This window comes from Escherichia sp. KTE114 (assembly GCF_000407765.1).
Classification (GTDB): domain Bacteria; phylum Pseudomonadota; class Gammaproteobacteria; order Enterobacterales; family Enterobacteriaceae; genus Escherichia; species Escherichia ruysiae.
This window is the reverse complement of sequence record NZ_KE136626.1, coordinates 457,568-471,347: the sequence shown is the minus strand read 5'-3', so window position 1 is coordinate 471,347 and position 13,780 is coordinate 457,568. Positions and strand designations below refer to the sequence as shown.

Sequence of the window (13,780 nt, the reverse complement as noted above, 5' to 3'; positions counted from 1 at the left end):
CATGGAGCAAATATGTCACTCAGTCGGCGTCAGTTCATTCAGGCATCGGGGATCGCACTGTGTGCAGGTGCTGTCCCCCTGAAGGCAAGCGCAGCCGGTCAACAGCAACCACTGCCCGTTCCGCCGCTGCTTGAATCTCGCCGTGGGCAACCGCTATTTATGACAGTACAACGTGCGCACTGGTCATTTACGCCAGGAACGCGCGCGTCGGTTTGGGGTATCAATGGTCGCTACCTGGGGCCGACTATTCGCGTCTGGAAGGGCGACGATGTTAAGCTGATTTACAGCAACCGACTGACAGAAAATGTCTCAATGACAGTGGCTGGATTACAAGTGCCAGGTCCACTGATGGGCGGTCCGGCACGCATGATGTCGCCAAACGCTGACTGGGCGCCTGTGCTGCCAATTCGCCAGAATGCTGCGACTTTGTGGTATCACGCTAATACCCCCAACCGCACGGCGCAGCAGGTCTATAACGGCCTTGCCGGGATGTGGCTGGTGGAAGATGAAGTCAGCAAGTCGCTGCCCATTCCTAACCATTATGGTGTGGATGATTTTCCTGTCATTATCCAGGATAAACGGCTGGATAACTTTGGTACGCCAGAATACAACGAACCGGGAAGTGGCGGCTTTGTTGGCGATACGCTGCTGGTCAACGGTGTACAAAGCCCGTACGTTGAAGTTTCGCGCGGTTGGGTGCGCCTGCGCCTGCTGAACGCATCGAACTCCCGTCGCTATCAACTGCAGATGAGCGATGGTCGTCCGTTGCACGTGATTTCTGGCGATCAGGGATTCCTGCCTGCTCCCGTGTCGGTGAAGCAGCTTTCGCTGGCGCCGGGCGAACGCCGTGAAATTCTGGTGGATATGAGCAACGGTGATGAAGTGTCTATCACCTGTGGCGAAGCGGCGAGCATTGTTGATCGTATTCGTGGCTTCTTTGAGCCGTCCAGCATTCTGGTTTCCACGCTGGTGCTAACGTTGCGCCCGACCGGCCTTCTGCCGCTGGTCACTGACAGCCTGCCGATGCGCTTGTTACCGACTGAAATCATGGCCGGTTCACCGATTCGCAGCCGTGATATTAGCCTGGGCGATGATCCCGGCATCAACGGGCAGCTATGGGACGTTAATCGCATTGATGTTGCTGCCCAGCAGGGAACGTGGGAACGCTGGACGGTACGCGCGGACGAGCCGCAATCATTCCATATTGAAGGTGTGATGTTCCAGATCCGTAACGTGAATGGCGCAATGCCATTCCCGGAAGACAGAGGCTGGAAAGATACCGTCTGGGTTGATGGACAAGTGGAACTGCTTGTTTATTACGGTCAGCCTTCCTGGGCGCATTTCCCGTTTTACTTTGGTAGCCAGACACTGGAAATGGCGGATCGCGGCTCTATTGGGCAGTTGCTGGTTAATCCAGTGCCTTAATCGCCATACTCGCCCGAGGAGGGCGAGTATGGAATACCTTTCGATTTCTCTTTCGTTCCGGCTTATAATCCCCGGCCTTTGATTATTTTTTTATCATTTCTGGAAGCAAAATGAGCTCTATCTCCCTGATCCAACCGGATCGCGACCTGTTCTCCTGGCCGCAGTACTGGGCCGCCTGTTTTGGACCGGCACCGTTTTTGCCGATGTCTCGTGAAGAGATGGATCAACTTGGCTGGGATAGCTGCGACATCATTTTGGTTACTGGCGACGCGTATGTCGATCACCCAAGCTTCGGGATGGCGATTTGCGGTCGTATGCTGGAGGCGCAGGGCTTTCGCGTCGGGATCATCGCCCAGCCGGACTGGAGCAGCAAAGACGACTTTATGCGTCTGGGTAAACCGAATCTGTTTTTCGGCGTGACCGCAGGCAATATGGACTCGATGATCAACCGTTACACTGCCGATCGCCGTTTGCGTCATGACGATGCTTACACGCCGGATAACGTCGCGGGTAAGCGCCCGGATCGCGCCACGCTGGTTTATACCCAACGTTGTAAAGAGGCATGGAAAGATGTTCCGGTGATCCTCGGTGGTATTGAAGCCAGCCTGCGCCGTACCGCGCATTATGATTACTGGTCTGATACCGTGCGCCGTTCCGTGCTGGTGGATTCCAAAGCCGACATGCTGATGTTCGGTAACGGTGAGCGTCCGCTGGTGGAAGTGGCGCATCGTCTGGCGATGGGCGAGCCGATTAGCGAAATCCGCGATGTACGTAATACCGCGATTATCGTGAAAGAGGCTCTGCCTGGCTGGAGCGGCGTGGATTCTACTCGTCTTGATACACCAGGGAAAATCGACCCTATTCCGCATCCGTATGGCGAAGATTTGCCGTGTGCGGATAACAAACCGGTGGCTCCGAAAAAACAAGAAGCCAAAGCCGTTACCGTGCAGCCGCCGCGCCCGAAACCGTGGGAAAAAACCTACGTTTTGTTACCTTCTTTCGAGAAAGTAAAGGCAGATAAAGTGCTGTACGCTCATGCTTCGCGTATTTTGCACCACGAAACCAACCCTGGCTGTGCCCGCGCGCTGATGCAAAAACATGGCGACCGCTATGTGTGGATCAACCCGCCAGCTATTCCGCTTTCTACCGAAGAGATGGACAGCGTCTTTGCGCTGCCGTACAAGCGCGTGCCGCATCCGGCTTACGGTAATGCCCGTATTCCGGCTTACGAAATGATCCGTTTCTCGGTCAACATTATGCGTGGCTGCTTTGGCGGCTGCTCTTTCTGCTCTATTACCGAGCATGAAGGGCGCATTATTCAGAGCCGTTCGGAAGATTCGATCATCAATGAGATTGAAGCGATCCGCGACACCGTTCCGGGCTTTACGGGCGTGATTTCCGATCTCGGTGGGCCAACTGCCAACATGTATATGTTGCGCTGCAAGTCACCACGCGCCGAGCAAACTTGTCGCCGTTTGTCGTGTGTTTACCCGGATATTTGCCCGCATATGGACACTAACCACGAACCGACGATCAACCTCTATCGCCGCGCGCGCGATCTGAAAGGCATTAAAAAGATCCTGATCGCCTCCGGTGTGCGTTATGACATCGCCGTGGAAGATCCGCGCTATATCAAAGAGCTGGCAACCCATCACGTTGGCGGTTATCTGAAGATTGCCCCGGAACATACCGAAGAAGGGCCGTTGTCGAAGATGATGAAGCCGGGCATGGGTAGCTATGACCGCTTTAAAGAACTGTTCGACACCTACTCGAAACAGGCAGGTAAAGAGCAGTATCTGATCCCGTATTTCATCTCCGCGCACCCCGGTACGCGCGATGAAGATATGGTGAATCTGGCGCTGTGGCTGAAGAAACATCGCTTCCGTCTCGACCAGGTGCAGAACTTCTATCCGTCGCCGCTGGCTAACTCAACCACCATGTATTACACCGGCAAAAATCCGCTGGCGAAAATTGGTTATAAGAGCGAAGACGTCTTCGTGCCGAAGGGCGACAAGCAGCGTCGTCTGCATAAAGCGTTGTTGCGTTACCACGATCCGGCAAACTGGCCGTTAATCCGCCAGGCGCTGGAAGCGATGGGTAAAAAGCATCTGATTGGCAGCCGTCGCGATTGCTTAGTGCCTGCGCCAACCATTGAAGAGATGCGCGAAGCTCGTCGCCAGAACCGCAATACCCGTCCGGCGTTGACTAAACATACGCCGATGGCGACCCAGCGTCAGACGCCTGCTACGGCAAAAAAAGCGTCGTCTACGCAATCTCGTCCGGTGAATGCTGGGGCGAAGAAACGCCCTAAAGCGGCGGTTGGACGTTAAAAAAAATCCCCGGCAACTGACATGCTGCCGGGGATTTTTTTATCATTCTGCGTACATACGCAAGCAGCGCAGGCAATCGAAATAGTCCTGCGCATCAAGGCGTGTATTGGCTCTGTTAGCTTCGGATTTGGCGGCGTAGATTTGCGGGCGTAATGCTTTTATATCCTGCTCAAGCCTGGCGATTTTGGTATTTAATGTTTGTACATTACCTGCCAGTTGATTGACCTTTTGCTCATTGACGCAACCACTTAATAAGCCGGTTACCAGAATGAGTGTTCCCACGGTGAAAATCTTTTTCATTATTTATTTCTCCCTGTTTTTTATTGTTCTGATTAATAGTTGATTGACGTTTAGTGGAGTATTACCACCGTGGCGGGTGCGCCCAAATTCCGTCTGGCCATCTCCCGGCATCATCCAGCCGTGTATTGACTTTTTCTGCCGCTTCTTTTGCTACCTGAATTTCCTGACGTAAAGCGTCGATATCCTGTTGGAGTTGCTTAATTTTTATATTTATCAGATGAATATCATTTTCTACATGACTGATTTTTTCATTATTGACACAGCCTGTGAGTATAAATATTAGAAAAAAGAGTAACAGTTGATTCTTCATTTCCAGTTTCCTTTATCTGGTATTAATTATTCAGCTTATTGCTTTAATCTGGCGGCGGTTTTCGCTTCAATCTGTTTAAGCAAGCTACCGCTGCCAGTACGGATAAAATCGGCAATTTCCCACTTTCCTTCGCGCCGCTGTAAAACTAAATCCTGCTCTTCACTGTTATCATTGGTCAGCGCAATACGAACATGAATACGGGCGGAATCGGCAGTTTTCTCGAGTACACGAATTTCATCAACGCGAGAAAATAGCGACTCTTCGCCAAAACAAATCGGATTGTCGTAAATAAATTGCCGTTCTATTTGCATCTCTTGATCGAAATTGCCGTTTTTATTGAATGTGGTTTTATAAAATTCATTGACTGCCTGACGATAGGTGTCGGAAACAACCCATGTCCAGGGCCAACTATAATCGGCAATATGTTTAAACAATTCAGCGACAAAGGCTTCTGGCTGTTCTTTTTGCAGCGATGCCAGCGTCGCCAGTATTTTTTCATTCTCGCTATTAACTGCCTGCCAGACGCTGCCATGGTTGCTGATGACATCATCAATGACCCAACGACCATTTTCTGCCACCATTTTCAGCGTTTGCGTGGTCTTTTCTTTATCGTCGTCAAAGGTACGAAAGCGCACAACGGCATCTGCATGATCGGTATCCGTTTGAGTAACTGCTACGCTTTCTAACACCAGATCGCCAAAATCCTGACAATCACAAATCGGATCATAATCCAGCCAGCCGATATTGCCCGGCAGCGTGAGATTATCATTCAGGGTAAGTGCTTTTTGTATGCGTGCAGACGTTATCGCCTGCTCTCCTGTCTCACCAAAATAAGGCGCGCTGGCATCAGATTTATAGTTTTGATAAATCTGGCGAACTGTCTGTTCAGCAGTCAGCGAGGGTGATTGTGCCTGAGTAGTGAAGCTTGCAAAAAACGCCAAAAACAGAAGTATTATTTTCATCTGTTTTTCACCTCACCGTCGTGTTTATCCATATTGTAGATGCTTTGTTGCTTTAAGAGCTTCCAGCTCTGCATGATGATGTCCTTAAATTTGGCATTTCTGAACAAGGGAGAGTAACAACGGGCGGGAGGTGAGGGGAATAAATGATTTCTGAAAAGTCCGGTAGCGGAACATTACCGCCACCGGGAGAATTTGCGCGTTAGCCGCCGAACTGGTCGGGATCGGGACCGAGACGTTTACCTTGATCGAGTTTTGCGATTTCACCAAGTTCGTCTTTGTCGAGACGGAAATCCCAGACATCAAAGTTTTCGGCAATGCGTGAAGGCGTGACCGATTTCGGGATCACCACCAGACCGTTATCCAGATGCCAGCGGATAACAATTTGTGCCGGTGTTTTGCCGTATTTATCCGCCAGGTAGCGAATGACTTTCTGATCGAAAACGCCTTTCCCACCTTGCGCTAATGGGCTCCAGGATTCGGTCTGGATTTTGTGCGTAGCGTTCCAGGCGTGAAGCTGGCGTTGCTGCATCAGCGGGTGAAGTTCGATCTGATTAATAACAGGCGTCACGCCAGTTTCGTCGATCAGACGTTGCAGGTGGTGGATCTGGAAGTTACAGACGCCAATGCTTTTGATTAATCCTTCTTTTTGCAGCTCAATCATTCCTTTCCACGCCTCGACATAGTGATCGATAGCGGGAACGGGCCAGTGCATTAAGTAAAGGTCGATATAATCAAGCTGAAGTTTTTTCAGGCTGTCGAGCAGTGCTTCGCGGGGGCGTTTGTGGTCGTCGTTCCACAGTTTGGTTGTAATGAACAACTCTTCTCTGGCAAGAGTGGCATTTTTCAGCGCCTTGCCGACACCTTCTTCGTTTTTATAGGCAGCGGCGGTATCAATCGAGCGATATCCCACTTCTAACGCTTTTTGGATAGCGGTGATGACTTCCTCATTACTTGCTTGCCAGACACCCAGTCCCAGCTGGGGCATGACATTGCCATCCTGTAGCTTAATAACGGTTGGATTAGCCATACGTTCCTCCTTTTATATGAACTCACCGGAGCAGGCTCCGGTGAGTTGGTGTGAACTTAAGTCTGGACGAAATACCCAAAAACGAAAGTTTGAGGAGGAAAAAGCTTAACGAGCAGCTTCGTAAATGCGGCGGCTGACATCCAGCGTAATGTCATGATTTTCGCCCAGTTGGGTCATGCCGTGTTCTTCCAGTTTCTTCAGCAATGCCGGGATGGAGCTGCCGTCCAGACCGTAGTCGGAGAGGCGGGTTGGCACGCCCAATTGCTCGAAGAAGTTGCGGGTCGCGGCAATTGCGGCGTCAATACGCTCATCGTCGGAACCTTCAGTGATGTTCCAGACGCGTTCAGCATATTGCAGCAGTTTTGCGCGCTTGGTGTCGCGTTTTTCATTCCACAGGGCAGGCAGAACGATAGCCAGCGTTTGCGCGTGATCCAGACCGTGCATCGCAGTCAGTTCGTGTCCCAGCATATGCGTTGCCCAGTCCTGTGGTACGCCAGCGCCAATCAAACCGTTCAGCGCCTGGGTTGCCGCCCACATGACGTTAGCGCGTACATCGTAGTTTTCTGGCTCTTTCAGGGCTTTCGGGCCATCTTCGAGAAGCGTCAGCAAAATACCTTCTGCGAAGCGATCCTGAATTTTGGCATCAACCGGTTTGGTAACATACTGTTCCACGGTGTGTACAAAGGCGTCCACTACGCCGTTAGCCACCTGACGCGGCGGCAGGGTGTAGGTATAAATCGGATCGAGCACGGCAAATACGGGCTGAACATGGGCAGAATGGAACGCCTGCTTGTCGCCGGTGGTTTTACGGGAGATCACCGCACCTGCGTTGGATTCTGAACCGGTCGCTGGCAGTGTCAGCACACAGCCCATTGGGATGGCGCTTTTAATCTCTTTACCGCCAGTTTGTAGGATGTGCCACGGATCGACATTCTCAGGATAATTTGCCGCTGCGGCGATAAATTTGGTGCCGTCCAGTACGGAACCGCCGCCAACCGCCAGCAGGAAAGTCACTTTCTGTTCGCGAACCAGTTTCACGGCGTTCATCAGCGTTTCATAAGCCGGGTTTGGCTCGATACCGCCAAACTCCAGCACATCCATACCTTTCAGCGCATCCAGAACTTGATCGAGAACGCCAGTTTTTTTCACGCTGCCGCCGCCGTAGGTAATCAATACGCGAGCATCGTGAGGAATTTGTTCGCGTAAACCAGCGATAGCGCCTTTACCAAACAAAATACGGGTTGGGGTGTGCAGATTAAAGTTGTTCATTACTTGCTCCCTTTGCTGGGCCAATATTAGGGCAGAGATCGGTCTGCCTGATGTTTTTCATTGTGGTCGCCAGCGTCGCAGCTCTCAATGCTCATTTCTGCCAATGTCTTGCCTATTTCTCCAGAGTACTGGAGAAATGGTACAAAATTGCGCACAATCAAATTGCCGCATTATTCTTAAGAAATTACGCGATATGAAACGTGAAGAGATTTGCCGCCTGCTGACGGACAAAATTAATAACCTGAAAAATAAAGAAAATAGTTTGTCTGAGCTGTTGCCCGATGTGCGCTTATTGTATGGCGAGAACCCCGGCGCACGTACGCCGGTGATGTATGAACCTGGCATCATAATTCTCTTTTCCGGGCATAAAATCGGCTATATCAATGAACGCGTGTTTCGTTATGATGCCAATGAATATCTGCTGCTGACGGTGCCGTTACCGTTTGAGTGCGAAACCTATGCCACGCCGGAGGTGCCATTAGCGGGCTTACGTCTCAACGTCGATATTTTGCAGTTACAGGAACTGTTAATGGACATTGGTGAAGACGAGCATTTCCAGCCGTCGATGGCTGCCAGTGGCATAAACTCCGCTACGTTGTCAGAAGAGATTTTATGCGCGGCGGAGCGGTTACTGGACGTGATGGAGCGACCGCTGGATGCGCGCATTCTTGGCAAACAGATCATCCGCGAAATTCTTTACTACGTGCTGACCGGACCTTGCGGTGGCGCATTACTGGCGCTGGTCAGTCGTCAGACTCACTTCAGCCTGATTAGCCGCGTGCTGAAACGGATTGAGAATAAATACACCGAAAACCTGAGCGTCGAGCAACTGGCGGCAGAAGCTAACATGAGCGTTTCAGCGTTCCACCATAATTTTAAGTCTGTCACCAGCACCTCACCGTTGCAGTATTTGAAGAACTACCGACTGCATAAGGCGCGGATGATGATAATCCATGATGGCATGAAGGCCAGCGCGGCGGCGATGCGCGTCGGCTACGAAAGTGCGTCGCAATTTAGCCGTGAGTTTAAACGTTACTTCGGTGTGACGCCGGGGGAAGATGCGGCAAGAATGCGGGCGATGCAGGGGAGTTAAATGTGTTCCCGGCATCGCCGCCGGGAACGGAGAAAAACGTCAGGCGTTACCGTATTTCTTTTTAATCACCACAAACAACGTGCCTAACAGGCCGGCGGTTAACAGGGCAATCGGCAGGATCATCAGGAATGTCATTACCTGATCTTCATGGCGTTTAACGAACGGGATCATGCTTAAGGCATAGCCGAAACCGGTCACCACGCTGACCCATAGCAATCCACTTAACCAGTTGAAAAACTGGAAGCGGCGGTTTGGCAGACCGGAAATCCCCGCCATGGTTGGTAGCAGCGTGCGGACAAATGCAAGAAAACGTCCAGCCAGCAAAGCCAGCAAACCGTGGCGGTCAAACATACAGGTGGCGCGCTGATGATATTTAGCCGGAAGCTGTGCCAGCCAGCCTTTCACCGTTTGGGTATTACCTAGCCAACGCCCCTGAATATAACTTAACCAGCAGCCCAGGCTGGCTGCGGCAGTCAGAATCACGATTGTTGGCAGAAAATCCATCACCCCCTGGGCAATCAGTGCGCCAGCCAGTATCAACAAGCTGTCGCCTGGCAAAAATGAAGCGGGCAGCAGACCGTTTTCTAAAAACAGCGTGGCAAACATGACAAAGTAAACAACGCTAACAATATGAGGATCCGCCAGCGCGGCAAAGTCGTGTTGCCAGAGCGCAGCGATAATGTCTTGAATAACAGCCATGGACTTTCCTGTGGAACAGCGTTTAAGCCTTTATTTGCCTATTGTACTCCTGAATCGTCCGGGACGCCTTGATCCCGGACGCAACAATTTAAGACTATTCACAATTAAATGTCTGCAAAATTGTCCAAATTTGGCAATGTTACACAATTCGGGTAAAGCCAGCGTCCAGATCGGCAATCAGATCGTCGACGTTTTCCAGACCAATATGCAGGCGAATCAACGTGCCGCTGAAATCAATCTTTCCTTGCGGGCGAATGGCGGCGATAAGTTCCGGTTGATTTGCAAGGATCAACGATTCATATCCTCCCCACGAGTAGGCCATGCTGAATAAACTGAAGTTATCCAGATAGTTCGCCAGTTCTTCATCGTTGAGTTTTTTCTTCAACACAAAGGAAAATAGTCCGCTGCTGCCTGTAAAGTCTCGTTTCCAGAACTCATGGCCTTTACTTTCCGGCAGAGCAGGGTGGTTAACCCGTTCAACCTGCGGATGTTCCGCCAGCCATTCAGCCACTTTCAGGCTGCTTTCATGATGTTGACGCAGACGCACACCTAAAGTGCGCAGGCCACGGCTGGTCATATAAGCGGTGTCGGCATCGACCATTTGTCCCATCAGATAAGCATTCTCCCGCAGTTGCTCCCAGCATCGGGCATTACATACTGCAGTGCCGATCATTGCATCCGAGTGGCCTACCAGATATTTGGTGGCGGCCTGAATGGAAACATCAATGCCAAAATCAAGGGCTTTAAACAGCACCCCGGCAGCCCAGGTGTTATCGATCATAATGATGGCGTCCGGCACCACGCTGCGCACGGCGGAGACAATCGCCGGAACATCATGCACTTCCATGGTGATGGAGCCCGGCGATTCCAGAAAGACGATTTTAGTGTTTGGTTGCAGATGTTTAACGATATCCGCGCCAATCAGCGGATCAAACCACGATGTCGTTACGCCCAGTTTGCTGAGGATTTTGCTACAGAAATCCTGACTTGGTTCGTAGGCGGTGTTGGTCATCAACACATGATCGCCCTGTTCGACAAAAGCAAGGATGGAATTGGCAACCGCTGCCGCACCGCAAGGAAACAGTGCACAGCCGGCGCCACCTTCCAGTTCGCACATTGCTTCTTGTAACGAGAAGTGGGTTAACGTTCCGCGCCGTCCATAGAACAACTCGCCGTTGGCGCGATTACGCGTCGCATGTTTTTTCGCTTCAACGCTGTCAAAAACCAGCGAAGAGGCGCGCTGAATCACGCTATTCACCGCGCCGAGAGTGTATTTTTTGCTGCGTCCTGCATTCACCAGTTGAGTATCAAGCTTTTTGTCCGCCATGTCGGTATTCCTGTTTTTATACGTCTGGATGTCTAAACTAGCATGAATAATTGCGAGCGCATCCTGAAGAATTGGCATTAAGAAGAAAATTTTCGCAAATGGCGTTCTGGTGGCTTTTTTACTGCGTAAACGCAAGGAAAAGAAAGCAAAGGTACGGCAGTATGCAAATAGTAATGAGAACGACTATCAATTCGACGTCGTTTTGATATTATTATGCGCAGATTTTGTGACTTGCGTCCTGGAGATACACAGTGGGTAATAATTTAATGCAGACGGATCTTTCCGTCTGGGGTATGTATCAGCACGCCGATATTGTCGTTAAGTGCGTGATGATTGGGCTTATTTTGGCCTCCGTAGTCACCTGGGCAATCTTCTTCAGTAAGAGCGTAGAGTTCTTCAATCAGAAGCGTCGCCTTAAGCGCGAGCAGCAACTGCTGGCTGAAGCGCGTTCCTTAAACCAGGCCAACGATATCGCCGCTGATTTTGGTAGCAAAAGCTTAAGCCTGCATTTGCTCAATGAAGCGCAGAACGAGCTGGAATTGTCAGAAGGCAGCGACGATAACGAAGGTATTAAAGAGCGTACCAGCTTCCGCCTGGAGCGTCGGGTCGCCGCAGTGGGGCGTCAAATGGGACGCGGTAACGGCTATCTGGCAACCATTGGCGCGATTTCGCCGTTCGTTGGTCTGTTTGGTACGGTCTGGGGCATCATGAACAGCTTTATCGGTATTGCGCAAACGCAGACCACGAATTTGGCGGTGGTAGCACCGGGTATCGCAGAAGCTCTGTTAGCAACGGCAATCGGCCTGGTGGCAGCGATTCCGGCGGTCGTTATCTATAACGTATTCGCGCGCCAGATTGGCGGCTTTAAAGCGATGCTGGGCGATGTCGCAGCGCAGGTGCTGTTGCTGCAAAGCCGTGACCTGGATCTGGAAGCCAGCGCCGCTGCGCATCCGGTTCGTGTCGCACAAAAATTACGTGCAGGGTAATGCGCTATGGCAATGCATCTTAACGAAAACCTCGATGATAACGGCGAAATGCATGATATCAACGTGACGCCGTTTATCGACGTGATGTTGGTTCTGCTGATTATCTTTATGGTGGCGGCGCCGTTAGCGACGGTAGATGTGAAGGTGAACTTGCCTGCTTCTACCAGCACGCCGCAGCCGCGTCCGGAAAAACCAGTTTATCTGTCGGTGAAGGCAGACAACTCGATGTTTATCGGTAACGATCCGGTCACCGATGAAACAATGATTACGGCGTTGAATGCGTTAACTGAAGGTAAGAAAGACACCACTATCTTCTTCCGTGCGGATAAAACCGTTGATTACGAGACGTTGATGAAGGTTATGGATACGCTGCATCAGGCGGGTTACCTGAAGATAGGCCTGGTCGGCGAAGAAACCGCTAAAGCGAAATAAAAATGATGCCCGGTTGCTTCATACAACCGGGCATTTTTTAGCCTAGATGTTCGCCGCCGCACACGCCGTGCACTTCTGCGGTGACGTAGCTCGACTCCTGACTTGCCAGATAAACATAAACAGGCGCCAGTTCTGCCGGCTGCCCCGCACGTTTCATCGGTGTTTTCTGACCAAACTGTGGGATCTTATCCTGCGTTTGTCCGCCGGAAATTTGCAGTGCCGTCCAGATAGGGCCTGGTGCGACAATATTCACCCGAATACCTTTCTCCGCGACCTGTTTTGCCAGACCACGGCTGTAGTTAAGAATCGCCGCTTTCGTTGCTGCGTAATCCAACAAGTGCGGGCTCGGCTGGTACGCCTGGATTGACGAAGTGGTGATGATACTTGAGCCTTTCGGCAGCAGGGGAATCGCTTCCTGGGTTAACCAGAACAGCGCGAAAACGTTAATGGCAAAGGTCTCTTGAAACTGTTCGCTGGTGAGGTCTGCAATATCAGGAATGGCAACCTGTTTCCCGGCGACCAGCGCCATAATATCCAGCCCGCCTAACGCCTTATGCGCGTCGTGAACTAGCGAACGGGCAAATTTCTCATCGCTTAAATCGCCCGGCAGCAGAACGACTTTGCGTCCGCATTCTTCAATAATCTTTTTCACATCCTGGGCGTCTTCTTCTTCCGCCGGAAGATAACTGATCGCCACGTCAGCGCCTTCACGCGCGTAAGCGATGGCGGCAGCACGACCGATACCAGAATCGCCCCCTGTCACCAGTGCCTTACGATCTTTCAGGCGACCGCTACCAACATAGGTTTTCTCGCCGCAATCAGGTACCGGTGTCATCTTCGCCTGGATGCCTGGCGTCGGTTGTTTCTGTTTGGGATATTCACCAGTGTAATACTGCGTGGTCGGGTCTTTTAAATGAGACATCGCTTTTCTCCCTTCAGGTTCAACGTCCTATAAGGGTAGACGCTCTCAATGCGTTAATCAGGGAACCAGGAAGATCCCTAAACCTCGGATTTATGCGACAACGGTTTAACGTATATGTTGATTTGCTGTTGCGCGCTGTTTACTCAATTGCGATATACTGTTGCCCGTTTTAACTACACGACAGGAATGTATGGAACGTTTTCTTGAAAATGCAATGTATGCTTCTCGCTGGCTGCTTGCCCCCGTGTACTTTGGCCTTTCGCTGGCGTTAGTTGCCCTGGCGCTGAAGTTCTTCCAGGAGATTATTCACGTACTGCCGAATATCTTCTCGATGGCGGAATCTGATTTGATCCTCGTTCTGCTGTCGCTGGTGGATATGACGCTGGTTGGCGGTTTGCTGGTGATGGTGATGTTTTCCGGTTATGAGAATTTCGTCTCGCAGCTCGATATCTCCGAGAACAAAGAGAAGCTGAACTGGCTGGGGAAAATGGACGCAACGTCGCTAAAGAACAAAGTGGCAGCGTCGATTGTGGCGATCTCTTCCATTCACTTACTGCGCGTCTTTATGGATGCGAAAAATGTCCCTGATAACAAACTGATGTGGTACGTCATTATCCATCTGACGTTTGTGCTCTCTGCGTTTGTGATGGGCTATCTTGACCGACTGACTCGCCATAATCACTGATCTGATTCGGGCG

At 51.1% G+C, this 13,780-nt stretch carries 14 protein-coding genes; 6 read left to right on the top strand and 8 right to left on the bottom strand.

What is annotated here, in order from left to right:
- Window positions 1-12: 12 nt before the first annotated feature.
- Window positions 13-1,425 (top strand): cell division protein FtsP, encoded by a 1,413-nt coding sequence (ftsP, locus tag WC5_RS18260; protein WP_000059392.1) that lies wholly within the window; start codon window positions 13-15, stop codon window positions 1,423-1,425.
- 110 nt (window positions 1,426-1,535) lie between these two features.
- Window positions 1,536-3,755, top strand: coding sequence for a YgiQ family radical SAM protein (locus tag WC5_RS18265; RefSeq protein WP_000095166.1), 2,220 nt, complete (start codon window positions 1,536-1,538; stop codon window positions 3,753-3,755).
- Between the two features lie 42 nt (window positions 3,756-3,797).
- Here the strand turns inward: WC5_RS18265 and yqhH are convergent, their stop codons facing one another.
- The 5 genes from yqhH to yqhD all read right to left on the bottom strand — a co-directional run bounded on the left by yqhH (window position 3,798) and on the right by yqhD (window position 7,623).
- Window positions 3,798-4,055, bottom strand: coding sequence for a lipoprotein YqhH (yqhH, locus tag WC5_RS18270; RefSeq protein ID WP_000719321.1), 258 nt, complete (start codon window positions 4,053-4,055; stop codon window positions 3,798-3,800).
- Window positions 4,056-4,116: 61 nt separating this feature from the next.
- The gene (locus WC5_RS18275) at window positions 4,117-4,365 is read right to left on the bottom strand and encodes a hypothetical protein (protein ID WP_000795834.1); all 249 of its coding nucleotides are present in this window, start codon (window positions 4,363-4,365) and stop codon (window positions 4,117-4,119) included.
- A gap of 35 nt (window positions 4,366-4,400) precedes the next feature.
- Window positions 4,401-5,327, bottom strand: coding sequence for a YqhG/Tai3 family protein (locus WC5_RS18280; protein ID WP_000691652.1), 927 nt, complete (start codon window positions 5,325-5,327; stop codon window positions 4,401-4,403).
- 199 nt (window positions 5,328-5,526) lie between these two features.
- Window positions 5,527-6,354, bottom strand: a complete 828-nt coding sequence (gene dkgA, locus WC5_RS18285) for a 2,5-didehydrogluconate reductase DkgA (protein WP_000013160.1) — start codon at window positions 6,352-6,354, stop codon at window positions 5,527-5,529.
- A gap of 105 nt (window positions 6,355-6,459) precedes the next feature.
- Window positions 6,460-7,623 carry an alcohol dehydrogenase gene (gene yqhD / locus WC5_RS18290; protein ID WP_001058825.1) on the bottom strand — a complete coding sequence of 388 codons (1,164 nt, stop codon included), beginning with the start codon at window positions 7,621-7,623 and terminating at the stop codon, window positions 6,460-6,462.
- 193 nt (window positions 7,624-7,816) lie between these two features.
- On the opposite strand from yqhD, the gene yqhC reads away from it, so the two are divergent.
- Window positions 7,817-8,716, top strand: a complete 900-nt coding sequence (yqhC, locus tag WC5_RS18295; RefSeq protein WP_000817719.1) for a DNA-binding transcriptional regulator YqhC — start codon at window positions 7,817-7,819, stop codon at window positions 8,714-8,716.
- A gap of 39 nt (window positions 8,717-8,755) precedes the next feature.
- On the opposite strand, the gene yghB is transcribed toward yqhC, so the two are convergent.
- A complete protein-coding gene (yghB, locus tag WC5_RS18300; protein WP_000268434.1) occupies window positions 8,756-9,415 on the bottom strand; it encodes a DedA family general envelope maintenance protein YghB in 660 nt (219 codons plus the stop codon).
- A gap of 139 nt (window positions 9,416-9,554) precedes the next feature.
- The gene (metC, locus tag WC5_RS18305; RefSeq protein WP_010348724.1) at window positions 9,555-10,742 is read right to left on the bottom strand and encodes a cystathionine beta-lyase; all 1,188 of its coding nucleotides are present in this window, start codon (window positions 10,740-10,742) and stop codon (window positions 9,555-9,557) included.
- 251 nt (window positions 10,743-10,993) lie between these two features.
- Between metC and exbB the strand changes: the two genes are divergently transcribed.
- Window positions 10,994-11,728, top strand: a complete 735-nt coding sequence (exbB, locus tag WC5_RS18310) for a tol-pal system-associated acyl-CoA thioesterase (protein ID WP_000527844.1) — start codon at window positions 10,994-10,996, stop codon at window positions 11,726-11,728.
- 6 nt (window positions 11,729-11,734) lie between these two features.
- Window positions 11,735-12,160, top strand: a complete 426-nt coding sequence (gene exbD / locus WC5_RS18315; protein ID WP_001240712.1) for a TonB system transport protein ExbD — start codon at window positions 11,735-11,737, stop codon at window positions 12,158-12,160.
- A gap of 37 nt (window positions 12,161-12,197) precedes the next feature.
- Here exbD and yghA read toward each other — a convergent pair whose 3' ends face one another.
- Entirely contained in the window at window positions 12,198-13,082 is an 885-nt protein-coding gene (gene yghA / locus WC5_RS18320; protein WP_000018750.1) for an NADP(+)-dependent aldehyde reductase, read from the bottom strand.
- A 190-nt stretch (window positions 13,083-13,272) separates the two neighbouring features.
- Between yghA and WC5_RS18325 the strand changes: the two genes are divergently transcribed.
- Window positions 13,273-13,767 carry a TIGR00645 family protein gene (locus tag WC5_RS18325; RefSeq protein ID WP_000439331.1) on the top strand — a complete coding sequence of 165 codons (495 nt, stop codon included), beginning with the start codon at window positions 13,273-13,275 and terminating at the stop codon, window positions 13,765-13,767.
- Window positions 13,768-13,780: the final 13 nt, after the last annotated feature.